The 23,437-nt window shown below is 56.9% G+C and carries 23 protein-coding genes and 1 other RNA gene; 11 read left to right on the top strand and 13 right to left on the bottom strand.

Annotated features, from left to right (window positions below; genetic code table 11):
* Positions 1-36: 36 nt before the first annotated feature.
* Positions 37-1,044, bottom strand: a complete 1,008-nt coding sequence (locus tag AMUC_RS10160; protein ID WP_012420931.1) for a GGGtGRT protein — start codon at positions 1,042-1,044, stop codon at positions 37-39.
* A 45-nt stretch (positions 1,045-1,089) separates the two neighbouring features.
* Complete coding sequence (locus AMUC_RS10155; RefSeq protein WP_012420930.1) at positions 1,090-1,782, bottom strand: iron-sulfur cluster assembly scaffold protein; 693 nt, start codon at positions 1,780-1,782, stop codon at positions 1,090-1,092.
* A 154-nt stretch (positions 1,783-1,936) separates the two neighbouring features.
* Here AMUC_RS10155 and AMUC_RS10150 point away from each other — a divergent pair, with 154 nt between their 5' ends.
* From AMUC_RS10150 to AMUC_RS10140, 3 genes are all read left to right on the top strand, one after another.
* Complete coding sequence (locus tag AMUC_RS10150) at positions 1,937-2,794, top strand: metallophosphoesterase (protein WP_081429216.1); 858 nt, start codon at positions 1,937-1,939, stop codon at positions 2,792-2,794.
* Between the two features lie 93 nt (positions 2,795-2,887).
* Positions 2,888-3,367: a hypothetical protein gene (locus tag AMUC_RS10145; RefSeq protein ID WP_012420928.1), complete on the top strand. Its 480-nt coding sequence runs from the start codon at positions 2,888-2,890 to the stop codon at positions 3,365-3,367.
* Between the two features lie 143 nt (positions 3,368-3,510).
* Positions 3,511-3,945: a flavodoxin domain-containing protein gene (locus AMUC_RS10140; RefSeq protein ID WP_012420927.1), complete on the top strand. Its 435-nt coding sequence runs from the start codon at positions 3,511-3,513 to the stop codon at positions 3,943-3,945.
* A 206-nt stretch (positions 3,946-4,151) separates the two neighbouring features.
* Here the strand turns inward: AMUC_RS10140 and AMUC_RS10135 are convergent, their stop codons facing one another.
* The 5 genes from AMUC_RS10135 to rnpB all read right to left on the bottom strand — a co-directional run bounded on the left by AMUC_RS10135 (position 4,152) and on the right by rnpB (position 8,484).
* Complete coding sequence (locus AMUC_RS10135) at positions 4,152-5,045, bottom strand: hypothetical protein (protein ID WP_012420926.1); 894 nt, start codon at positions 5,043-5,045, stop codon at positions 4,152-4,154.
* 33 nt (positions 5,046-5,078) lie between these two features.
* The gene (gene aroC, locus AMUC_RS10130) at positions 5,079-6,164 is read right to left on the bottom strand and encodes a chorismate synthase (RefSeq protein ID WP_012420925.1); all 1,086 of its coding nucleotides are present in this window, start codon (positions 6,162-6,164) and stop codon (positions 5,079-5,081) included.
* Between the two features lie 131 nt (positions 6,165-6,295).
* The gene (locus AMUC_RS10125) at positions 6,296-6,565 is read right to left on the bottom strand and encodes an HU family DNA-binding protein (RefSeq protein WP_012420924.1); all 270 of its coding nucleotides are present in this window, start codon (positions 6,563-6,565) and stop codon (positions 6,296-6,298) included.
* A gap of 81 nt (positions 6,566-6,646) precedes the next feature.
* Positions 6,647-7,924: a UDP-N-acetylglucosamine 1-carboxyvinyltransferase gene (gene murA / locus AMUC_RS10120; protein WP_012420923.1), complete on the bottom strand. Its 1,278-nt coding sequence runs from the start codon at positions 7,922-7,924 to the stop codon at positions 6,647-6,649.
* 140 nt (positions 7,925-8,064) lie between these two features.
* Positions 8,065-8,484: RNase P RNA component class A (gene rnpB, locus AMUC_RS12265), an RNA gene on the bottom strand.
* Between the two features lie 367 nt (positions 8,485-8,851).
* Between rnpB and aroA the strand changes: the two genes are divergently transcribed.
* Positions 8,852-10,159: a 3-phosphoshikimate 1-carboxyvinyltransferase gene (gene aroA, locus AMUC_RS10110; RefSeq protein WP_012420922.1), complete on the top strand. Its 1,308-nt coding sequence runs from the start codon at positions 8,852-8,854 to the stop codon at positions 10,157-10,159.
* Positions 10,160-10,243: 84 nt separating this feature from the next.
* On the opposite strand, the gene AMUC_RS10105 is transcribed toward aroA, so the two are convergent.
* Entirely contained in the window at positions 10,244-10,597 is a 354-nt protein-coding gene (locus AMUC_RS10105; protein ID WP_012420921.1) for a YkgJ family cysteine cluster protein, read from the bottom strand.
* Entirely contained in the window at positions 10,598-11,431 is an 834-nt protein-coding gene (locus tag AMUC_RS10100) for a hypothetical protein (protein WP_012420920.1), read from the bottom strand.
* Between the two features lie 130 nt (positions 11,432-11,561).
* Here AMUC_RS10100 and AMUC_RS10095 point away from each other — a divergent pair, with 130 nt between their 5' ends.
* Positions 11,562-12,386: a chromosomal replication initiator protein DnaA gene (locus AMUC_RS10095; protein ID WP_143245845.1), complete on the top strand. Its 825-nt coding sequence runs from the start codon at positions 11,562-11,564 to the stop codon at positions 12,384-12,386.
* A gap of 189 nt (positions 12,387-12,575) precedes the next feature.
* Here AMUC_RS10095 and AMUC_RS10090 read toward each other — a convergent pair whose 3' ends face one another.
* Both AMUC_RS10090 and tatC read right to left on the bottom strand, forming a co-directional pair.
* Positions 12,576-13,412, bottom strand: coding sequence for an undecaprenyl-diphosphate phosphatase (locus AMUC_RS10090; RefSeq protein ID WP_012420918.1), 837 nt, complete (start codon positions 13,410-13,412; stop codon positions 12,576-12,578).
* 24 nt (positions 13,413-13,436) lie between these two features.
* The gene (tatC, locus tag AMUC_RS12175) at positions 13,437-14,585 is read right to left on the bottom strand and encodes a twin-arginine translocase subunit TatC (RefSeq protein WP_052294488.1); all 1,149 of its coding nucleotides are present in this window, start codon (positions 14,583-14,585) and stop codon (positions 13,437-13,439) included.
* A gap of 151 nt (positions 14,586-14,736) precedes the next feature.
* Between tatC and AMUC_RS10080 the strand changes: the two genes are divergently transcribed.
* From AMUC_RS10080 to queC, 4 genes are all read left to right on the top strand, one after another.
* Positions 14,737-16,038: a glutamate--tRNA ligase gene (locus AMUC_RS10080; protein ID WP_012420916.1), complete on the top strand. Its 1,302-nt coding sequence runs from the start codon at positions 14,737-14,739 to the stop codon at positions 16,036-16,038.
* A 229-nt stretch (positions 16,039-16,267) separates the two neighbouring features.
* The gene (locus AMUC_RS10075) at positions 16,268-18,703 is read left to right on the top strand and encodes a mechanosensitive ion channel family protein (protein ID WP_012420915.1); all 2,436 of its coding nucleotides are present in this window, start codon (positions 16,268-16,270) and stop codon (positions 18,701-18,703) included.
* A 25-nt stretch (positions 18,704-18,728) separates the two neighbouring features.
* Positions 18,729-19,139, top strand: a complete 411-nt coding sequence (queF, locus tag AMUC_RS10070; RefSeq protein WP_012420914.1) for a preQ(1) synthase — start codon at positions 18,729-18,731, stop codon at positions 19,137-19,139.
* Between the two features lie 8 nt (positions 19,140-19,147).
* Positions 19,148-19,819, top strand: coding sequence for a 7-cyano-7-deazaguanine synthase QueC (gene queC / locus AMUC_RS10065; RefSeq protein WP_012420913.1), 672 nt, complete (start codon positions 19,148-19,150; stop codon positions 19,817-19,819).
* Between the two features lie 63 nt (positions 19,820-19,882).
* Here queC and tmk read toward each other — a convergent pair whose 3' ends face one another.
* Both tmk and AMUC_RS10055 read right to left on the bottom strand, forming a co-directional pair.
* Complete coding sequence (gene tmk, locus AMUC_RS10060; protein WP_012420912.1) at positions 19,883-20,503, bottom strand: dTMP kinase; 621 nt, start codon at positions 20,501-20,503, stop codon at positions 19,883-19,885.
* Positions 20,500-21,870 (bottom strand): MBL fold metallo-hydrolase, encoded by a 1,371-nt coding sequence (locus AMUC_RS10055; RefSeq protein ID WP_012420911.1) that lies wholly within the window; start codon positions 21,868-21,870, stop codon positions 20,500-20,502. Before AMUC_RS10055 ends, tmk begins: the two co-directional genes overlap by 4 nt.
* Before the next feature lie 444 nt (positions 21,871-22,314).
* Here AMUC_RS10055 and AMUC_RS13185 point away from each other — a divergent pair, with 444 nt between their 5' ends.
* Positions 22,315-22,602: a YkvA family protein gene (locus AMUC_RS13185; RefSeq protein ID WP_012420910.1), complete on the top strand. Its 288-nt coding sequence runs from the start codon at positions 22,315-22,317 to the stop codon at positions 22,600-22,602.
* A gap of 23 nt (positions 22,603-22,625) precedes the next feature.
* A complete protein-coding gene (locus AMUC_RS10040) occupies positions 22,626-23,318 on the top strand; it encodes a DUF4230 domain-containing protein (protein ID WP_012420909.1) in 693 nt (230 codons plus the stop codon).
* Positions 23,319-23,437 lie beyond the last annotated feature (119 nt).

Here is a 23,437-nt window from a genome sequence, read left to right as displayed (position 1 = left end):
GAAAGCGGCTCTGCGATTTTTTGCTCAGCTGCTCGCTCAGGCGTTCTGCTTGGCGGCTTCTTCAACAGCCACGGCCACCGCTACGGAAGCGCCGACCATCGGGTTGTTGCCCATGCCGATGAGGCCCATCATTTCCACATGGGCGGGCACGGAGGAAGAACCGGCGAACTGGGCGTCGGAGTGCATGCGGCCCATGGTATCAGTCATGCCGTAGGAAGCGGGACCGGCCGCCATGTTGTCCGGGTGCAGGGTACGGCCCGTGCCGCCGCCGGAAGCCACGGAGAAGTACTTCTTGCCCTTCTCATTGCATTCCTTTTTATAGGTGCCGGCTACCGGGTGCTGGAAGCGGGTGGGGTTGGTGGAGTTCCCGGTAATGGAAACATCCACGCCTTCATTCCACATGACAGCCACGCCTTCGCGCACGTCATCGCAGCCGTACACGCGCACGGCGGCTTTGGGACCCTTGGAGAAAGCTTTCTCCTGGATGATGTTCAGCTTGCCCGTGGCATAGTCAAACTTGGTTTGCACGTACGTGAACCCGTTGATGCGGGAGATGATGTACGCGGCATCCTTGCCGAGGCCGTTCAGGCAAACGCGGAGATCCTGTTTGCGGACGCGGTTGGCGGACTTGGCAATACCGATGGCGCCTTCAGCGGCGGCAAAGGATTCGTGACCGGCCAGGAAGCAGAAGCATTCCGTTTCATCGCGCAGGAGCATGGCGGCCAGGTTGCCGTGGCCCAGGCCCACCTTGCGTTCATCCGCAACGGAGCCGGGAATGCAGAAGGACTGAAGGCCTTCTCCGATGGCTTCAGCGGCGTCAGCGGCCTTCGTGCAGCCCTTCTTGATGGCAATGGCGGCTCCCACCACATAGGCCCAGCCGGCGTTTTCAAACGCGATGGGCTGAATACCGTTCACAATTTCACGGGGGTTGATTCCCTTGGAAAGGCAGAGTTGTTCCGCTTCTTCAATGGAGCCGATGCCGTATTTGGCCAGGGCTTCATTGATCTGCTTGATGCGGCGGTCGTAGGATTCGAAAAGAGGCATAATGGTAATAGTGCTTGAAGTTAAGATACTCTTTTTAATTCAATCTCATTCGTGACGAGGATCGATGTACTTGGCGGCCTCGTCGAAACGACCGTAGTTGCCCGTGCATTTGGCGACGGCTTCGTTGGCGTCCACGCCCTTCTTGATCATTTCCATCATCGGCCCCATGCGCACAAACTCGTAGCCGATGATTTCACCGTCTTCATCCAGGGCAAGCTTGGTAATGTAGCCTTCAGCCATTTCCAAATAGCGGGGGCCCTTGGCGCGGGTGCCGTACAGGGTGCCGATCTGGGAGCGAAGCCCCTTGCCGAGGTCTTCAAGACCGGCGCCGATGGGAAGGCCTCCTTCAGAGAAGGCGCTCTGGGTGCGGCCGTACACGATCTGCAGGAACAGTTCGCGCATGGCGGTGTTGATGGCGTCGCACACGAGGTCCGTGTTCATTGCTTCCAGTATGGTCTTGCCGGGCAGGATTTCCGCAGCCATGGCGGCGGAATGGGTCATGCCGGAGCAGCCGCTGGTTTCCACGAGTGCTTCTTCAATGATGCCGTTTTTGACATTCAGCGTCAGTTTGCAGGTGCCCTGCTGGGGAGCGCACCAGCCCACGCCGTGGGTCAGGCCGGAAATATCCGTGATTTCCCTGGATTGCGTCCAGTTGCCTTCCTGCGGGATAGGTGCCGGACCATGGTTGCAGCCTTTCTTGACGCAACACATTTGTTCGATTTCGTGTGTAAACTGCATGGTATTAGGATGTTAATATGAAGATAGAGCTGCAGTCATCGGACAGCCGCTACCTTGAGCGGGACGGATCATACCAGCAAATTCCCGATTAGCAAACACGAATGATTGAAAATCGGTTAAAAGGCCTCATAATCAGTCAGGAGCCCTGCCCTGCATGAAGTCACGACCACGCCGCCCCTTTCTCAACAAATTGGCAATTATCTTTGTCCCAATATTGATGATCGGCTTCTCCTTATTCATGTGGGCATGGCAGGTGGAACCCAGGCGTGTGGAAACCGTCACGGCTGCGATGGAGATGCCTCAGTGGAAGAGAAAAGAAAGCCCTCCCCTCCGTATCGCGATTGCCGGGGATTTCCATCTGCGTCCGAACGGGGGCGATCTGGCGCACAGGTACATGGAAACAATCATGGAAGCTCGGCCGGATATGATTTTCCTGCTGGGGGATTATGCCAACGGCCACACGAGGGAGAGCAGCATGGCCCCGGAAACGGCCCGGGAATATTTCAAGATGTTGAAAGCCCCTCTCGGCATTTTTGCCGTGCAGGGCAACCATGACCAGTATTACGGCTGGAACTTATGGCGCAACATGTTTTCCGGGCTGGGCATCCTGCCCATGTGGAATGATTCCCTGCTGCTGCACCTTCCCGGAGGCCGTGAGCTGCAGCTCTCTTCCGTCAGGGACGACTACCACCTGAGAATCAGGCCGGAGGAATTGCCTCTGCGTTTTTCCCCGGATATTCCGCATATCCTTCTTTCACATGTACCCGACATTTTTCCTCTGCTGGCTCCCGGCACGGCGGACCTCGTCATCAGCGCGCATACCCACGGAGGCCAGATATGCCTTCCCGGAGGCAGGGCCCTGGCAAACATCTCACGAGAGAAGGTCAAATTTTCCTATCCCTGGTCCCAGCTGAACGGAACCCCCTTCCTCATTACCCGCGGTTTGGGATGCAGCGTTCTTCCCCTGCGCTTCTGCTGCCCTCCGGAAATCATCGTGCTGGAAATCCAATAAGAAACAACTATCCGGATAACGCGCCGTCCCCTCATGCCCTTTATTTCTTATTCACATTATATTTACATATTGTTCACAACAATATGTGCAACCATGTTTCTGGAATCCTGCTCCACTCCGGCTGCGGCCCCGGAACCCGTGGCCGGCTGGTATGAAGGAACCCTCTATGAAGACAAGCCTTTCTACATCACTAAAAACGCCATCAGCTGGACCAGCGGAAGAAAAAGGGCGGATTTTGGCCGCTGGACAGCCGTCAGCGTGTATGACCCATCCATACGCATGCAGGCAGAGGGCGGTCGTTTCAGCATTACTCCCGGCTATGGCTGGGACGGCGTCACCTGGGGGTCCACCCCTCCGGATATGCTCCTCCCTTCCCTGTTTCACGACGCCATGCTGCACGCCAAAATGAATGGAGCCCCCATTTCCAGAAGCCAGATTGACCTGGCTTTTTACGATATCATGACCAGCCAGAATTCCTGCCGCAAGGGATTATACTATCGTTTTGCGCGCCTTTTCGGCTGGTGCTTCACCTTTCCACAGCATCCGAATACTTTGATAATCAAACGAGAGTAGTATGGTATCGGAGAATTTTCCGGAAAACCAGTTGCCCTGAAGGATAAACAAGGAAGAAAAATTCAGCCGTCGTCCTGCTGTTTTGCCTTGCCTGTTTAATTAGTTTAATCTAACTTTCGTTGTCAAACCAATCATCAGAACGCATGGAAATCACTATTATCTACGGAACGGAAACTGGCAATTCGGAGAGTCTGGCCCAGGACGCACGGGCAAAATTGACCAAGCTCGGCCATCAGGCAAAGGTGGTTGACATGGAAGGTATAACGGTGGAACAGTTGAAGAATGCGGGAACGCTGCTGGTCATCACCAGTACGTGGGGGGACGGAGAACCTCCCACCAACGCAGAGGCCCTCCATCAGGAATTGAAGGACTCTTCGGAAGATTTGTCCGAGGTAAGCTACGCCGTTTTTGCCCTTGGAGATGAATTTTACGAAAACTTCTGCCAGGCTGGCAAGGACTTCGATTCCTTCCTGGAACGTTTGAAAGCGCAAAGGCTTCTGCCGGTAGTGCTTTCCAATGGAGACCATGATGATACCTTCCCGGAATGGGTGGATGCCATCGCGGAAAAACTCTCCTGATGTTTTTTCAAGGTTTGCAATACCTTATCCTCAAAAGAGCGCTTCTTCCGGGATGAACGTCTGGAGGAAGCGCTTTTTCCTGAAAAAAGCAGGAACTCTCTTTTTCCGGTTCGGGCGCAAGGGGGAATAACTCCCTGATTTTTTCTTGAATTAAAGGCGGATAAAAGGAACGAATCCACTCCGGCGGAACAAAAAATCCGCGCTTATCACTCAATTGGCGTGGCTTCGGGAATGTATTCATTTCCGGCTGGGGCCGTCCGACGAATTTCCGTGACAAAGCCCAGCACACGATCAACATCCAGTTGGGACAGGACGGAACGGACATCGTGGTCTTCCAGAAAGCGGGTCAGCTTGACATCATTATATAAGCCCTGCATATCCCCCTTCTGCACCAGAAGGCGGATGGCGGGGTCTTCGCTCAGGCTTTTCAGGCTTAGCACGCGGCTGGTAATGCGGGAACGGGGCATATAGCAGTCCAGCTGGGTGCGCCGCTGGTCGGAGAGCTCTGGACTGAGCGTCACCAGGTAGGCGATCATTTTTGCCAGGGAAAGCCGTTCCGGATCATGCTCCGGAGATATTTTTTCCAGCCAGCTCAGGTGGGGGTTGTCCATGATGGACTTTTTGATGGAATAAATGGCAGGTAAGGAAATGGTGCGGTTGGGGTCCATGTGGTACAGGGCCAGTTCTCGGGCGCGGGTCATTTCCGCCATGGAGCCGTAAAAGAAGATGCACATGACTCCCACCCAGCATACGACTGCCGCCATCAGTACCGTCGTGACGATTCCCTTGGCCCCGCCGAAGCCCATGCGCCGTCCCCAGGAGAAGACGTCGCTGAACCAGAAGAGACCGTGCATAAAGACAAAGAAGACAGCCGCCGCGCCTCCGACGGACAGCACCGTGACCATCCATTCCCGCGGGTCGCTGGTGATGAAAGAGAGGTAGGTGAAACCGTATTTGGATAGCCAGAAGTAAGCGGCTACGGAAGAGAGCACTGCCGCGCCGAACAGGAGCATCTTAATCATCCCCTTCAGCATGCCGAGTACAATGAAACCCAGCAGCAATGCGCCCAGAACCAGGTAAAATGTGAGGGAGGAATCCATGAATGAGGGGAAAAGAAGCCGTGAAACCGGTTGTTACAGAGCCCTCTGGCAGCGTTGGCGCAGGTAGTGGTCGCACAGGCAGAGCCAGGCCATGGCCTCCACAATGGGCACGGCGCGCGGCAGTACGCAGGCATCATGCCGTCCCCTGCCCTTGAGCCGGGCATCCTCCCCGTCCCTGTTGACCGTCTGCTGGTCAATCATCAAGGTGGCCGTAGGCTTGAAGCCGATGCGCATCAGAATGTCCTCTCCGTTGGAGATGCCGCCCTGAATACCGCCGGAGTGGTTGGTGGTAGTACGCACCCGGCAGCCCTGCATGTAAAAAGGGTCATTATGTTCCAAGCCGGTCATGTCCGCCGCTTCAAAACCGGAACCCACGGCGAAAGCCTTGGTGGCGGGAATGCTCATCATGGCGTGGGCAAGCGTAGCGTCCAGCTTGTCAAAAACCGGATCACCCAGTCCGGGAGGGCAGCCGCGCACCACGCATTTGACCACGCCGCCCAAGGAGTTTCCGGAGTCACGAGCTTCCTTGATGGCAGCGATCATGGCTTCCGCAGCGGAGGGGTCCGCCGTACGGACGATGTTGCTCTCAATGGCAGAGGCCGTCACGGCTCCCCAGTCCACGGAAGCTTTCACATGGTGAACCTGATCCACCCAGGCCACGACCTCCATATCGGGGAAAGCCTGCTTCAGCACGGCCCTGGCCACCGCTCCGGCTGCGACGCGGCCGATGGTTTCCCGTGCGGAGGCCCGGCCCCCGCCCGCCCAGGCGCGAATGCCGTATTTAGCGTCGTATGTATAGTCCGCGTGGGAGGGCCGGTACGTTCTGGCCATCTCGTCATAGGCGGAAGAGCGGTGGTCCTTGTTCCGGACACTGATGGCGATAGGCGTTCCCAGGGTTTTGCCGTCCAGCACTCCGGAAAGGATTTCCGCGCGGTCTTCCTCCCTGCGGGGGGTTACGATGTCGCTCTGCCCCGGCCTGCGCCGGTCCAGCTCCCGCTGAATGTCTTCTTCCGTCACCGGGACGAGGGACGGGCAACCATCAATCACCACGCCTACCCCAGTCCCATGGGATTCACCCCAGGTAGAAATTCTGAACACCTGACCAAAACTGCTGGACATGGCGGTATTCTAGACGGAGGCGTTCACCCGGTCAAGCCGTGTGCATCCGCACCGGGACATAAAAAACACCCCTGTCCTCAAAGGACGGGGGTGCTGAAAGAAAAGTACTCCCTTGAGAAGGAGTTGCCGTCTTAGTCCTTCAAGGCGGAAGAGGCCTTGAAAGCAACCGTCTTGGAGGCGGGAATATTAATCGTGTTGCCGGTCTTCGGGTTGCGGCCGGTACGGGCTTCACGGGTCTTGGTAGCAAACGTACCAAAGCCAATGATCTGCACCTTGCCGGATTCCTTCACGCCTTCCTTGATGGATTCCAGCACAGCGGCCAGAGCTTCTTCAGCGTGCTTCTTGGTCGTATCAGCACCCAGCTTGCTTTGAATCAGTTCGATCAGTTGAGCCTTGTTCATAGGACTTCGGTGAATAGCATATGGAGCCCTGACAGTAAAGAAAAAATGCGGTGTGAAGGAAAATCAGGACCTAAAACGGCGTTAATTGTCGTCATCCGGCAGCCTTTCCACTGCAGCGCCGATGGCCAGGAGTTTTTCGTCAATCATTTCATAGCCCCGGTCAATATGGTACAGGCGGTGGATTTCCGTAGTGCCTTCCGCCTTCAGGGCTGCCAGAACCAGGGCGGCGGAGGCCCGCAGGTCGGAGGCCATGACGGGGGCGCCGCTGAGCGTTTCCACTCCGGAAATGACGGCAGTGCCGTTGTCCACCTTGATGTCCGCCCCCATGCGCTTGAGTTCGGAGCAGTGCATGAAACGCTGCGGGAAAATAGTATCCTTCACCACGGAGATGCCCGGCGTGGTGGCGAAGAGAGCCGTCATCTGGGCCTGCATGTCCGTGGGGTAGCCGGGATACGGGGCTGTCTTGATTTCCCCGCATTTGGGCGTTTTCCCGGCAATGATGGTGACCGTATCCCCCCGCTCGTTGAATTCCACGTGGTGGCCGCACTTCCGGAGCAAATCCGTCACCACAGTCATGTGTTCCTCACACACGCGCCGCAGGGTCACGCCATCCCCCATCATAGCCGCCGCCACCATAAAGGTGCCGGCCTCAATGCGGTCCGGGATAACGGTATGGTTGCAGCCGCGGAGCTTTTCCACTCCCTCAATGACGATCCGGCGCGTTCCCGCACCTTGAATATTGGCGCCCATCTTGGTTAAAAAGTTCGCCAGATCCACCACTTCCGGCTCGGAGGCGGCGGATTCAATAACGGTGGTGCCTTCCGCCAATACGGCGGCCATCATCAGGTTGTCCGTTCCCAGAACGGTGGGGCCGTGGTCGCCGCTCAAATCCACCGTGGCTCCTTTCAACCCCCTGGGAGCTTCAATAATCAGGTTGCCACGCTCAATCTGCACCTGTGCCCCCAATGCCTGGATGGCCCTGATATGCAGATCCACAGGACGGTCGCCAATCACACAGCCGCCCGGCAGGGGAATCACGCACCGCTGCATGCGGGCCATCAAGGGCCCCATCAGGCAGATGGAGGCGCGCATCTTGCGCACCTGTTCATAAGCGGCTTCGGAATGCAGGTTCCTGGCTTCCACGCGCACATTGCCGCTGGACCGCTCCACGGAGGCTCCCAGCTGGCCCATGATCTGCACCATGAAATTGGTATCGGAAACATCCGGAACCCGGCGCACCACTACAGGCTCATCCGTCAGCAGGGATGCGGCCAAAATAGGCAGGGAGGCATTTTTGGACCCGCTGATATTGACGGCTCCCCTCAGCGTAAAACCTCCATGTACGACAAGCTTCTCCATAGTGGGTTGCAATTAGGTGACGGATTCTACACATTTAAAACGCCCATGCAACCCCAAAGAGCCCCCGGAACGGGACAATTTCCCGGATGTTTCTCTTCCCCCGAAAAGAGGGGAGGAAAACGGCATGGTAAAAAAGCAGGAGCCGACCAGGTTCTGTAAGCCAGATTTTGTCCGCCGGCCAGAGCCGGCTGTGCGGTCATTTTTCTCACGCGGACCGCAGTCAGGCGTTCCGCGCGCCCGTTCGTTTTCACGGAACGGATGCGACTAATACCCGGGGATCCGGCGGGCAGGCGACCCTTCCCCTGTTTGTCTTGCATCGCGCGGGGTTTACCATGCCTCCTTGGTCACCCTCGGAGCGGTGAGCTCTTACCTCCCCTTTTCACCCTTGCCCGGCATGGGGGCGAACCCCATCCGGGCGGTTTGTTTTCTGTGGCACTTTCCGTCCGGGAACCCTTGGGAGATTCCCGTCTCCCGCTTTCACGGGACACGCTGCCTTGTGATGTCCGGACTTTCCTCTACTCCGGTCCGGAGACCGGAACAGCGACCACCCGAACCTGATCGGCATGGACTACATACGCTTTCATCGGCTCGCGGTAAAGCCCAAAGCAGACATGGAAAGCATTTTGTTTCTTTCTTCCTTCCGCTTCCTTCTTCAAGCCAATGGGCGCCCTCTTCCCTGAACAAGGTAAAGCGGCCACAGGACTGCTCCCGTGGCCGCTCCAACTTACTACCTATGAAAACCAGCTTGATCCATTGATCCTGAAAAGCTCTCTCCTTCTCTTCAGGGGGATGCAGCCGATAACGCACATGAATATACGCCACCGTCCCGGAAAATCAACTCCATTCTGGAATGCTCCCTGATGCCTCCGCCCATCTCGTAATTGGCTTGATTCTGCATCCGATACAGGGTAGTTCTTCCGGAAACTCATGAACCTTCATTCCCATTCCATTTCCTCCCTGCAAGGGGCACTGACCGTGCCCGGAGACAAAAGCATTTCCCACCGCGCCGCCATTCTGGGAGGCCTGGCGGAAGGAGTGACGGAAGTGGATAATTTTCTATGCAGTGAAGATTGCCTGAATACCCTGCGCGCCATGGAGCAGCTAGGCGCCAAAGTGGATGTGCTGGAAGAACGGCAGGGATACGGCCCCGTCCGCTTCCGAATTACGGGCGTCGCCATGAGCCCCAAGGCTCCTGAACGGCCCATTGACTGCGGCAATTCCGGCACGGGCATGAGGCTGCTGGCCGGGATGCTGGCCGCCTGCCCCTTTGATTCGGAAATGTTTGGGGACGCTTCCCTGAGCTCCCGCCCCATGGGCCGCATCATGCAGCCTCTGGAACAGATGGGAGCGCGGATTGAAGCCCGGGGAGCCAAACCGGGCTGTGCTCCGCTGAGCATTCACGGCGGGCGGGTGCACCCCATTTCCTACACGCTTCCCATGGCCAGCGCCCAGGTTAAAAGCGCCATTCTATTGGCGGGCATGTTTGCGGACGGAACCACCACCGTGCGCCAGCCGGCCGTCACCCGCGACCATACAGAACGCCTGTTCCGCCATTTCGGCGTTCCCTGCACCGTGGATGGACTTACCGTCGGAACCTGCGGGCCAGCTCTCCCCGTCGCCCATGATTTGACAGTCCCGGCAGATATTTCCTCCGCAGCCTTCTGGATGGTGGCCGCCGCCAGCCGTCCGGGTTCCCGCCTGACGTTGCGCCAGGTAGGGCTGAACAAGACGCGGAACGCCGTCATCAGCGCTCTGCAGCGGATGGGCGCGCGAATGGACATCGTGCCCACTTCTCCGGAAGATGCCGGCGAACCATACGGCGATATTACCGTGTACGGTTCGGATTCCCTGCACGGCACCAGCCTCCTCCCGGAAGAAATACCCAACCTCATTGACGAGATACCTATCCTGGCCGTAGCGGGAGCCCTGGGCCGGGGAGACTTCATCGTCCGAAACGCCCGCGAATTACGCGTCAAGGAAACGGACCGCATCGCCACCACGGCGGCCAACCTCCGGCTCATGGGCGTGGATGTGGAAGAATTTGACGATGGCATGGTTGTTCACGGCGGCACTCCCCTGAAGGGAACGGAATTATCCAGTTATGGGGACCACCGCATCGCCATGAGCTTCCTGGTGGCCGGACTCAGCGCACAGGGAGAAACCGTAGTGACGGATGCGGAATGCATCAATACGTCCTATCCCGGTTTTGAACGGGATCTGGCTCAGTTCCTGTAAAAAACGCAAGATTCCAGCCGGATTTCACCCCGTCCATGGAATAATGCCGGAAGCAGAAAAGAATCTTGCGGCATTCCGGCCATATTATGCTTCCCGTTCCTCCCCCACTTCTCTGGCGCGGCACAAATCCCGCCAGCCGGGAAAATTCCATTTGTTGGGAAAATCCCGGCACTGGCGGGGTTTAACGGGATTGATCCGGCAGCCGTCTTTCGTCAGCATCATGCAGGCGCCATCTTCCGCGTCCCGGATGGACAATCCGCGCCGGTTGGCTCTCAACCGGCAGCATGTGTCAATAAAAACCTGTTCGTCCATGTCCAGGAAACGGGAAATCTCGCGGATTTCATCCGTCTCAACGCACACATCCCCGGCCCAGCGGCAGCACGCGCCGCATCTGGTGCATTCATACCGCACCGCTTTTCCGCCGTCTTCCATACGCATTTAAGTGAAAATTCCCCTGATGACGCCTATGTTCATATGGGCGTTCCTCCATCGCGGGCTATTGACGGCATGTTCAAAATCCTGCGGCAATTTCCCGATGGAGCCGGACATCTGCTCCAGCCCCGTCAGAATCTGCCTGATTCTGGAACGTGCGATGAGCGTAGGCTGGTTGGTCCACTGGAAAACCTCGCTGTCAATAATATAGCCTTCATCAATCTTGGTAATGTACTGGGGAAAGCGAAGATGCGGGTTCTGCTCCACATAAACGCAACGGCCTATCGAACGCTTGGAGCGGAGAGGGTGGAAGAAGCGCCGGATGCTTTTAATCCAGTCCGGCGCTTCCGACAAACCTTCCGCATGCACCCACATGGTGGCCAGCTGTTCCACGGGATAAAAGTAGGAATATGTATAAGCGGCCTTATAGCGCGTGCAACCGCGCCATGCATGGCGCAGGCGCACCATATCCGCCTGTCCGGAAATCAGCAGGTCCAATGCCCGTTTCAACTGCTTTTCCAGGTTTTCCCCGCGCAGGTGTTCCCAGATCATGCAGTCATCCTCCGCCAGCAGCACGTAATCCGTATCAAGAGCGTTGACCGCCGTATGGAGGGCTCCTATAAAACCGCCTTCCACCGGGGCGGCCACCGCGGAAAGCCCATGGAAAAGGGCCGTCTCCAGTACCTTGACGGCGCTTTCCGGAAAAACGGCGCATGCTTCGTCAAAATAGCCAAGCAGCCCGGACCTGCCATAGGAAGCCAGAGTCATAGCCAGCGTATAAGGGGCGTTATCGCACAGCAGAGCCAGGCCGACTTTTTTATTTTGAAGAAGAATTCCCATCGCGTAGAACGTTTTTGCAGTCTAAGACAACAGGAAGTGCGTTTCCAAGCAAAATAATTTTAAACAAATGTACTTTTTCCTTGCCGCTTTTCAGGCAAAGGGAAAATATAATCCGCCCTGTTTCGTCATCATGAAAGCATACGTTATCTTAAAAAACTCACTGCTGGCGGCCGCTATCGGCTGCGCTTTGTCCGGCTGCTACGATCCTTATTATGACAATTTCAGCGTGTCAGGCTCCTACAGCAGCGGAGGTTCCGGCGTGTCGTACATGTATGACAGCTCCGGCTACCCCATTTACGGATATTATGGAGGAAGACCCATTTATGCCTACGACACGTTCGGAAGCCCCATTTACTCCATCAACCTGATCCGTCCGAATTACTATATTCCCACGTGGGGGCCGGCTCCCTATTACCGCGGGCATTATGTCCGTCCCCATAACTGCCGCCCCATGGCAAAACCGCCGATGAAACCCCACTTCAGGCCTGACCATTTCCGTCCGGGAAACAACAGGCCGGCCCCTCAGCCCGGACGGCCCAATCAACGGCCGGACTTTGGAAAACCCGGCAATTTACAGCGGCCGCCAGCACATCATCCGGGAATCAACCAGCCCGGACGGCCTTCTCGCCCTTCCGCCAATAATCCTTCCCGTCCCGGCGGCACGAATCGCCCCGTCATCAACCGTCCGGAAGGCAACCGTCCCTCCAGACCGGATTTCGGACGTCCCAGCCGCCCTTCCACCCTGCCGTCTTCAAGGCCTTCCGCCCCCAATCCAGGCCACTCCGGCATCAACCGCCCCGGCAGGCCCTCTCCCGTTTCCCGGCCTTCTTCCCCGCCCCATTCCGCCAGCGCACCCAGCAGGCCGTCCTCCCCTCATTCATCTGCGCCATCCCGTCCATCCCCTTCACCGAAACCCTCCAATCCCGGGAATTCCCACGGAACGCACAGGAGATAAGTTTTCCTGAACCGCTATTCATCGCAGGGCTGTTCTGTTCCGGGGATGCAAAACGGCCCTGTATCATGGCTTCGTCCAGGCAGCGGCCATCCTTCTCCGGGATTGTTCAAAACCCGCTTTCCGCTGCGGGAGAGAACCGCCTCGCCGGAGAAAAACGTTTTCCGGTGCTTGAATGCCGGAATCCGTTTTTCAATGCACCAGCCCCATGGACAGGAGAACCAGCGTCACGATACCAATGGCGATGCGGTACCATCCGAATACGGAAAAACTGTGCCTTTGCAGATAGGATACCATCCATTTTACAGCCAGCCATGCGGAAAGCCAGCTGACCGCCGTCCCCACGGCAAGTGCTTCCCACCCGAAGGATTCCAGCATCAGAGCTCCGTCCTTATACGCATCATGGACCGTGGCCGCGCCCAGGGTAATCAATCCCAGCAAAAAGCTGAACTCCACGGCCGCTTCCACGCTTAACCCCACAAACATGCCTCCCAGCATGGTCATCAGGCTCCGGCTGGTGCCGGGGATCATGGCCACGCACTGGAGTGCGCCCACCGTCAGCGCCTTGGCTGGCGTCAGGCTTTCAATGGAGGCGCCGGAGTCCCCTTCATTGGAACGGCCCTCCCTGGCGCGCCAGGCGCAATACGCCAGAATAACGCCTCCCCCTACGATCCATGAATAAGCCACCGTATATGTGTTGAACAGATATTCCTTAATCAGTGAAGCGCAGCACAGGCCCACCACGGCGGCGGGAAGGAAGGCCAGAATGAGGTTGACCAGCAGTTTCAGCCCGGCGGGGTTATTGCCGCGCATGCCCTGCGCCATGGCCTTTACCCGCGGAAAATACAGGCTCAGCACCGCCAGGATGGCTCCCCCCTGGATGCAGACGGCCAGGGCATCCAGAGCTTCCTTGCTCTGGGACATGTTCAGCAGGGATTCCGTCAGGAGCAGGTGGCCCGTGGAGCTGACCGGCAAATATTCGGTCAGGCCTTCCACAATGCCCAGGATAATAATTTCCAGAATGTTCATGATATTGGCGTGGGTTGGATGTATTTACTGGTTGTAGGGAGAATTGTTGTTGTTGAAATCTTCTTCAAACCGGGCGATTTCTTCCCGGGTGCGCGCGGCCTCCTTGCGTTCATGCATCCAGGCCAGAATGATGCATATTTCATACAGCGCATACATGGGAACGGCCATCAGCATCATGGTAGCTACATCCGGCGTAGGGGTGATAACCGCGGCCAGGACGGCGATAGCCACAATGGCATAGCGTCTCGTGGACTTCATCATGTCATAGGTCAGCACCCCCAGCTTGACGAAGGGCATCACTACCACAGGCAATTCAAAAGCCAGTCCGAACATTAAAATCATCTGCGTGGCGAAGGACAGGTAATAGCCGATGCGCCATTCATTGGAGATGCCGAATTCCAGGGAATAGGTGTAAAAAAACGTCAATACCCGCGGGAGGACGATGAAGTAACAAAACAGCGTCCCGGCCAGGAAGAGACCGAAGCCGACAGCCATGCACTTGTACAGCAGCTTGCGTTCATGTTCCAGCAGCCCCGGAATGATGAATTGCAGCAGGAAGTACAACAGAAGCGGGAAGGAAATGACCACTCCGGCATACAGGGAAAGCTTGATGGTCAGCATAAACGCCTCCCCGGGCTGGAACGCGCTCATCATCTTGAGGGCCCCCCGCCCCGTTCCGTCTGCCAGCACGGCTCCTTTGGAATACAGGGCTTCCGCCAGATCCCTCACGGCCGTGGAGGGGCTGCCTTCCCTGATGAAAACCTGCTTCCTGTCCTCCGGCAGCGGCTGCGCGCCGCGAAGAACCAGGGCAGCCTCCGTCAAATCTGCCTGGGACGGGGAAACCTGGCGGAGAAACAATGCCCGCTGGGAAGCTCCCAGGCTCGTCATGGCCGTTGCCATTTCCTTGGCCTTACTCCAGGCATCCAGACCAATCCCTGCCGGAAGATGGGATTCTTCAAACATATCCCACACCTGGTTGACGGGACGCCTCAGGATGTCCATCAGATTGGACGCAAACCCGGCGCACAGAATTGTGCTGACGGTCAGGCACAGAGCCATCCTCAGCAGCATGGTCCGCAGGTCGTCCAGATGCTCCAGAAAGGGCTTTTCCTCATCTTCCCTTTTAATCTGCCACTTCTCCCGCAGACGGAATATGTGTTTTAAAAAGAACACGGCGTTAAATGAAGCCTAAAAGCCCTCTCCACGCAAGCCGCAAGGCCGACAACGTCCTAAAAAATCCACTGCTTCCGCATCCCCGTTTTTTGGCATGCACCCCCTGTATCTGCTTGACGCGGGCAGACAGGCCCTTACTCTCTTACCCATCATGAGTCTCGTCAGAACAAGATTTGCACCTTCCCCCACGGGCTACCTTCACATCGGGGGCGCCCGCACCGCCCTGTTCAACTGGCTGTTTGCCCGCAAGATGGGGGGAACCTTCATCCTCCGCATTGAAGATACGGATAACGCCCGCAACACGGAGGAGGCTACCCGCGCAATCTTCACCGGCATGGAATGGCTGGGGCTGGACTGGGATGAGGGGCCCATGAAGGGCGGCGATTGCGGTCCCTATTTCCAAAGCCAGCGCAACGATATTTACGACGCCTATTTCAAGAAGCTCCAGGACGCCGGCCGCGTGTACGAGGATGAAGGAGCCTGGCGTTTCCGCTTTGACCGCTCCAAACCCGTCACCTTCCATGACCTGATTTGCGGAAACATCACCATCGACTACCGGGACGCCTCCAACACCCCGGACATGGCTATCCGCCGCGCGGACGGTTCCTACATCTTCCACTTTGTCAACGTGGTGGACGATATTGAGATGAAGATGACCCATGTCATTCGCGGGGAAGACCACATCATGAACACGCCCAAGCACATCCAGCTGTTTGAGGCTTTCGGCGTCACTCCCCCTGTTTTCGCCCACATGCCGCTGATTTTGAACCAGGACGGCTCCAAAATGTCCAAGCGCGACGTGGGCGCTGCCCTGGGAACCTACCCGGAAGAAGGCTTTCTGCCGGAAGGCGTCATGAACTTTCTGGCCCTGCTGGGCTGGTCTCCCAAGGACGATACGGAAATTTTCTCCCCTCAGGAGCTGATCGGACGCTTCTCTCTGGAAGCCGTGAACCACTCCGCCGCCAAATTCGATATCACCAAATGCCGCTGGGTCAACCAGCAGCACATCATCGCCCTGCCTGCGGAAGAATTCGCCCTCCGGGCACGCCCCTTCTGTTTGAAAGCCGGCCTGCCGGATTCCCCGATTCTGGACGCCGCCATCGCCACCGTGCAAACGAAGGTGCAGACTCTGGCGGAAGTCCCGGATAAAATCCGTTTCTTTTTTGACCTGGGCATGGATCCGGAAGCCGTCTCCAAAGTTCAGCCGGAAGCCCTGGAACTGCTTTTCAAACTGGCGGACAGGCTGGAACAGGAACCGGAATGGGATGGACATGAACTCATTGGCGTGCTGAAAGCCTTTGCCAAGGAAAACGGCGTAAAAATGGGAGCCGTGATGTTCCCGGCCCGGGTGGCCCTCACCGGGTTAAGCGGCGGCCCGGACCTTTCCTCCGTCTTTTCCCTGCTGGGCCGGGAGGAAACCGTAAGGAGAATCCGTTCCTTTTCTCTGGACTGATTCCCGCCGGAGTATTCATCTTTTCAAACGCACCGGAAATTCTCCGGTGCGGTTCCTGTTTACGGAAGGGCATCTTCCGGGGATTCGGGAAATGATGCCGGAAGATGCCCTGTCCTTTCCATACGGTTCACGTTGAAAAAAGTTTTTTTCTGTGAAGCTCACCCTCCGTCAGCAGGAGAATATATAACCTTGACCGTAATGCCTGCAGCCCCTAGAACAGGGACCATTCATGAGCATCCCTGATTACCGGATCTTTTTCCGCCGCTGCGCCGCCTTTTTCCTGGCGGGGGTTCTGGCCGCAGGTTCTGCATCTGCACAGCAGGAGGCTCCGCCTGCCGCCGCCCCGGAACAGGCGGAGGAAGCCAAGGCGGAACAGCCTCAGGAGCAGCCGGACCAATCGGAAATGGATACCGTAATCATGGCTCTGTGCCATGAAATCACCATTCTGAAAAAGAATGAGGAAAAAAGGATGGCCATCCGGAAAACGCTGGTGAGGGAAGCGGATGCTACCTATAATTATTTTGATACTAGGGTGTATGAAATGTCCGCCGTGCTTTACGCGCTGGACGACCAAAAAATATTTACGCTGGCTTTTTACTGTAAGGCCGCTTCCAGCCTGGTGAAGACGTATTACGCCCAAAAACCGGATTTTCAGGGGCAGGAGGAACGGCTGGACAAGGAAATAGAACGCATTAAAAAGCTGGCGGCATCCCTGGAGGAAGTAAATACGGACACCCTGTCGCAAGCCTCCCTGGTTCAGCGGGACGAAGCCCTGTATGCCTGCCAGGAGCTGGAAGAATCCCTCCAAAGTGAAAAGGAGCAAATCAGCTACCTCAAGGAACTTTTCAGCAGCCTGAACGGCAAAATAGACGCGCTCAACAATGAAAGCGCCAAACTGTTCACCGCCCTGTTTAACAGGGTCTTCTACACGCCGTCCCACGCGGCCCGGTACATCTTTCTCAAACCGCACAAGACGTATGAAACGTGCATGGGGGCATGGGAAACATCCGCGGACAGCAAGCTCCAGCTTCCGTCAGACCCGGAAACGCTCAAGCATTACGGACTTATCCTGCTGGGAATCATCCTGTGCTCCTACTGCCTCTCCCGCATCATCATCTTCCTGGGATTCCGAAATACATTGAAAAAGACGGGGCATTACAACAAACGCCATGCTTTCGCCAACGTCACCACCATTCTTATCGTGGCGCTGATCCTCGTCATTGCCTCACTGCGCACGCCGAACTACCTGCTGGAGAGCGCGGCCTCCCTGGGCGCGGAATTCCTTCTTCTGGTCAGCGCCATCCTGTTCTCCCTGGTCACGCGCCTTCCGTATGGCACCATTAACTCCGGCATCCGCATCTACATGCCCTATCTGCTTCTGGGCGGATTCTTCATGCTTCTGCGCATGTTCATGGCCCCCAACATCATCGTGGACATTTCCATGCCCATCCTGTTCACGCTGGTTTCCCTCTTCTCCCTGCTGACCTGGGTGCGGCAGAGGCACAAGCTGCCCCGGCTGGACCGTTTTTTCTCCACCGTATCTCTGGTATTCACCATCCTGGGCAGCGTCCTGTGCTGGACTGGATTCAGCTTCATGGCCTTCCTGGTGCTGATGACCTGGATCATGCTGATGACCAGCATCCTTCTGCTGGTGGGGCTGTGGGATCTGCTCCACCATTATGAAAACCGCCGGAAGGAACGGAACAAGAGGGCCATCCTGTGGTTCCGCCCCTTCATCTCCAAGCTGCTGCTTCCCTGCCTGACCATTTTCCTCATCCTGTTCAGCATCATCTGGCCCGCCGCCACCTTCGACATGGGGGACCTCATCATTAATAAAATTTTCGCAACCACGGAAATCAAGGATCTGCTCACTTTCAGCTGGAGCAGCGTCATCACGGTCATCCTGATGGCCATTGTTCTCAACTACTTGATATTCTTGGGGAAAAATACGCTGCATGAAATCTATGGAGAAGATTATGAAGTAGGCACCATCCCCACCTTCGTGACACTCTCCACCCTTTTTCTCTGGGGGCTCTTCGTTTTTACGGCGCTTATCATCATGAACGCCAACTACAACGGGCTGCTGATGGTCATGGGAGGCTTGAGCATGGGCATCGGCTTCGCCCTGAAAGATACCATTGAAAACATCATCAGCGGCCTCTCCCTAATGCTGGGTCGCCTGCGCCAGGGCGACATGATTGAATGCGACGGCTACCGGGGCCGCGTCTCCTCCCTGGGCTACCGCTCCACCATGATCGAGACGCTGGACGGCTCTATCATCGCCTTCCAGAACTCCCAGCTTTTCAACAAGAACTTCCGCAACATGACCCGCAACCACAAATTCGAATGCGTGAAGGTGGAAGTGGGCATTTCCTACGGGACGGACGTGGAAAGGGCGCGCAAAATCATTCTGGAAACGCTGGCAACCCTGCCCTTCCTTTCCAAAGTCAAGAAAACCAGCGTGGTGCTGGACAGTTTCGGAGACAGTGCCGTCAATCTGGGCGTATGGGTCTGGGTTCCCGTCATGACAAAGTCCTCCAGCCTTTCCTCCGTGCGGGAACACATCTATAATGCGTTCAACGAACACGGCATTTCCATCCCATTCCCTCAACAGGACTTGTACGTGAAAGAATTCCTCGGCGGAGCCCCCGTCCAGGGGACCTGAACATCCATTACCATATACAACAACCATGTCCGACGACCATCTGACTCTATTAGGCTCTCAAAGCTCCTTCTTTACCAATCCCGACGACGCCAGGCTGGAATCCTTCCCTAACCGCGGCACGCGTCCCTACACCATCACGCTGGACACCCATGAATTTTCCTCCCTCTGCCCCGTTACCGGTCAACCGGATTCCTGTCACCTGACGATCACCTACGTTCCGGCGGAAAAGTGCGTGGAAACCAAATCTCTCAAATACTACCTGGCCGCCTACCGCAACTATCCGGCTTTTAATGAACAAATCGTCAACCGCATCACGGATGATCTGGTGGCCGCCATTTCCCCGCGGTGGCTGAAGGTGGAAGGCCGCTTCTCCCCCCGCGGCGGCATCCAGCTGACCGCAACAGCCGAACACAATCCGGAAAACCGCCCCCTGTAATCCAGACCATGGACAAAATGGAAACAGCCGTACTGCTCAGCGGGGGATTGGACTCCAGCGTAGCCCTGCACTGGGCCCACCGGAACCACCGCGTCCGGGTGGCCCTCAGCTTTGACTATGCCTCCAACCACGCGGAACGAGAGCTGAAATGCGCTGCCTGGCAGGCCGCCAGTCTGGGCATAGAACACCGCGTGATTGACATTTCCTCCATCTCCTCCCATTTGAAATCAGCCCTCCTCTCCGGCGCGGACGATATTCCGGACGGTTCCTATGATGAAGAACTGATGAAGCAGACCGTCGTCCCCTTCCGCAACGGCATCTTCCTGTCAATCGCCGCCGGGGTTGCGGAAAGCTGCGGGGCGCAGCAGCTCGTCATTGCGGCCCATTCCGGGGACCATAGCATCTATCCGGACTGCCGGGAGGAATTCATGGCCGCCATGACGGAAGCCATTCGCTTGGGAACCTATGCCGGCCTGGGCATCCTGCGCCCTTTCATCCACATGTCCAAGGGCGGCATCGCCGCCATGGGCCAGGATTTGGGCGTGGACTTTTCCCGTACCTATTCCTGCTACAAGGGCGGAGCCGTCCACTGCGGCGTCTGTTCCACCTGCATGGAACGCCGGGAAGCCTTCAGGGAAGCCGGAATTCCGGATCCAACGGCTTATGCGCCTGCGGAATAGCATCCAAATGCCAGGAATGAAACGCTAAGGAAAAATCCCCGGCCTATGGCCGAAAGGAGATGCCTATGCCCCAATGACATCGGGGAAACGCATGGAAAGAGCCTTCCGCACTCTTGCCGCCACCTCTTCCTTCCCGGCGTCCGCGTCTATGCGGAGCATCCAGGGAGCATGGACGGATGCAAACACACTGCGGCAGGCCGCCAGGCCCGCTTCCGTCTCAAAAGCGTCGCGTTCCCCGCGGTTCCCAATGCGTTCCAGCGCCACGGAAACGGGAATGTCCAGCCAGACCACGGCATCCGGCACCGGGGCAAATTCTTCATTGGCGGCACGGATAACCTCCGGATCTATGCCGCGCGCGCCCTGGTAAGCCATCATGGAAAGATAGTAGCGATCCAGCAGAACCCATGCCCCCCGCGCCAATGCGGGAGCAATCAGCATCTTCACATGTTCCCTCCTGTCTTTCAGGAACAGGGCTACTTCCTCCTCTACGGAAAGGCGTCCGGTCACGGCGGAGTCCCGGAGCATCCGGCCCCACCGTCCGCGTGTGGGCTCAAAACTCTGCACCACTTCCAGCTCCTTCTCCTCCAAATACTTTCGCAAGTGGCCGATGTGGGTGGACTTGCCCGTGCCGTCAATGCCTTCAAAGACGATCAGCCTCCCCTTTCTTTCTCCGGTAAAACTCATGGCTCGAAAGTGTAGCGGCGTCCCGGCTCAGGAACGACGATGGTGGAATCAGGCATTTTGGCGGATAGCGTGTGGTGCATCCACTCCACGGCATCCGGGTCCCCGTGCACCAGAACCACCTGCCTGGGGTTCAGCTTCACGGCATAATTAACCAGGGAGTCCCGGGTGGCATGCCCGGAAAAATCAAAACAGTCCACGGTGCACTTGCGGCGCACCGGCTGCCCGTTGGGCCTCATTTTCACCAGTTCCCCTTCAGGAGTTGCCTTCAGCAGTCCCGCCGGAGAATCAGGATCCGCATATCCTACGAACAAAATAGCATTCTTCTCCTGGGGAAGAACCTGCTCCGCCATGACGTTGGAAAGCGTATTTTCCGTCATCATGCCGCTGGACACCACATAAATATTCCCCGGGGAACACACCAGCGGAGCTTTTCCCTTGCGCGGAAGGGGCACGGTCTGAATCTCCTCCTTCAGCTTGAATTCATGGTCATGCCTGCGCGTCAACCCGGCAAAACGGTCGTACAACAGGGAAACTTTCGCGCTCAGCCCGCCGAAGTACACGGGAGTATTGGCGGGAATCACCCCCTGCTGCTTGAAACGGTGAATGTTGAACAGCATCTCCTGGCTCTTGCCGATGGCGAATACCGGAATCAGTACGGCGCCGCCGCGTTCCAGCGTCTCCGCAATCGCTTTCCCGAACCTCACCATCTCTTCCGGCCGGGAATAGTGGGCGCTGCGCTGGAAACCGCCGCGCGTGCACTCCATAACCAGCGTATCTACGCCGGATTCCGGAAAATCAGCCCCGGGAATCATGCTCTGGTCTTCAAACTGCACGTCCCCCGTATAAAATACGGTATGGCCGCTCTCACCCTCCAGCATCACGCCGGCAGACCCCAGGATGTGCCCGGCATCGTAAAACGTGGCCAGCACGTTCTGGCGGAAGCCCACGCGAAACACTTCATTGCAGGACTTGGCATGCCAGGCGTCGCTCAATCTGTCCAGATCATTATGGGTGAAAAAAGGATACTCCACAATGCCCAGGTCCAGCCTCTTGGCGCTCATCACATTCACGGAATTATGCAGCATCACTTCAGACAGGGCTGCCGCGGCGGGCGTCATGAACACCTCCGCCGCTGGCTGTTTCTCCTGAAGCACAGGCAGCGTTCCCAGATGGTCCAGGTGGGAATGGCTTAAAAAAACGGCTTCCACGGAATTGGGTTCCAGGGAATCAAAATCCGGCATGGCCGCCTTCCCCTCCTTCTTGGGGTGCATCCCGCTGTCAAGCACAATCCTGGTGCCGTCCATCTCAAGCAAATAGCAATTGGCCCCAATTTCCTCGGCCCCGCTGATATTGGTAAAACTGATCATTATATGCCGCAGGAGAGTACCCCGTGCCTCCCGCCGTGTCAATGCCGCAAGCCCAAGCGGACCTCTGCCGGGAAGGGAACGCAGGCCAATGGGGAAGAAGCCCTCCTCTACCCTGCGGAACGTTTTTGCGGCTGGGGGAAAACAGGCTCGGAAAACGGCAGGGACAAAAGTAAACGTTATACTCTCTCTCAAATGCAAGGAAGCTCATTCCCGGAAGAAGCCGGGAATTGCTCTGGACGCGGCCGGGAGTGCATGAGACAATAAGGAAAGAGCTTTCCTGATGAAAAGACGCCTACAGAAAACGGCTTCAAAAAAATCCCTTCCCGTGCCGTTGCCGGGACAAGGCAGGACGAAGGGGGCCGTTATCCCGCCTCCGGGTCTGCTTCCGGTCCATATAAAAAAGAGTTTCTTTTCCATTGACGGTAAATTCACCCCTGCATCTCCATGAAAAACAAGATTCCCATTCCGCCCAACGGCTCCAGGCAGCAGCTTCTGGTCAGGGCCATCAATTACTTCCGCAGCCGGGAAGGAGAACCGCGCCTGTTCACCAGACGCAAGCTTGTCCTCCTGGCTCTGACGGCTCTTTATGCCTTTTCCCCCATTGACCTGATTCCGGATTTCATTCCGGGAGTAGGACAGATAGATGACCTGACCGTCATTGCCTTCACCTTCCTGGCCCTGTTCATGCCCCCCATCAGGGAACATGGTTCCCATGAAGACCCGGAACCCTGAATTTCCGCCACGCACAACATCTCATGAGCGGATCCTCCCCCACCTTTTTCCATTCCCCCGCCGTTGTCGCGCTGGCCAGGGGTGCCGTTCTGATAGGAGTGCTGGCCGTATTGTTCTGGGGCGTGCGCACCTGCATCACCGCCCCGGCGGAAAAGCCGATGGCTGTAGCGGAAAAACTGATTGAAGCCGGCAGGGAAGCGGGCCTCACCCTGATCAATAAAGGTTTTTCCTCCAACCACGGCGGCGTGGCCCTGATTGTGCAGAAGGATGAAAAAGTGGCCAACCTGGTAACAGTGGAACGGACTTTTGAATATGAATACCGTTACTCCACCACCTGGTGGTGGAGCAGGAAAACGCTGATTCTGAAAGCGGCCTACCGCGCCCACGGGGGCATCAATCTGGAAGGGCCCGAACCTCTTCGGATTATCATTCCCGCAAGAAACAAAGGCCCCATTACGGCAGAGGGCCTTCATGGCAAGCTGATTTCCTGTGAGATGGTGGAGGGGTCCCTGCGAATCGTGAAGGATGACGCCGGCATCTGGAACAGGCTGACTTCCGAAGATGCCGCCATTGCCGTCAACCAGCTGAACGAAAACGCCCGGAAGCATATCATGGAGAGCGGTTTGAAACACCAGGCTGAAGAAAATTTCCTCAAACGCCTCCGGGAAGAAGCCGGTCGGCCGGAAGAACCTTCCGGGAAGGACCGCTGGTTCTGAGACACGCGCATGCGGGATGAGGAAAACATTTTCAAGGCCGGTTGCTCCACGAAGCGCAGTTCCCCATTCCGCTCTTTTATCTTGCCAAACCGGGTTGCGTCCTATAAAGGAACGCACGT

It is taken from the genome of Akkermansia muciniphila ATCC BAA-835, assembly GCF_000020225.1.
GTDB lineage: Bacteria > Verrucomicrobiota > Verrucomicrobiia > Verrucomicrobiales > Akkermansiaceae > Akkermansia > Akkermansia muciniphila.
Note: the sequence above shows the minus strand (reverse complement) of the source record. Positions and strands in the feature narration are given on the sequence as shown.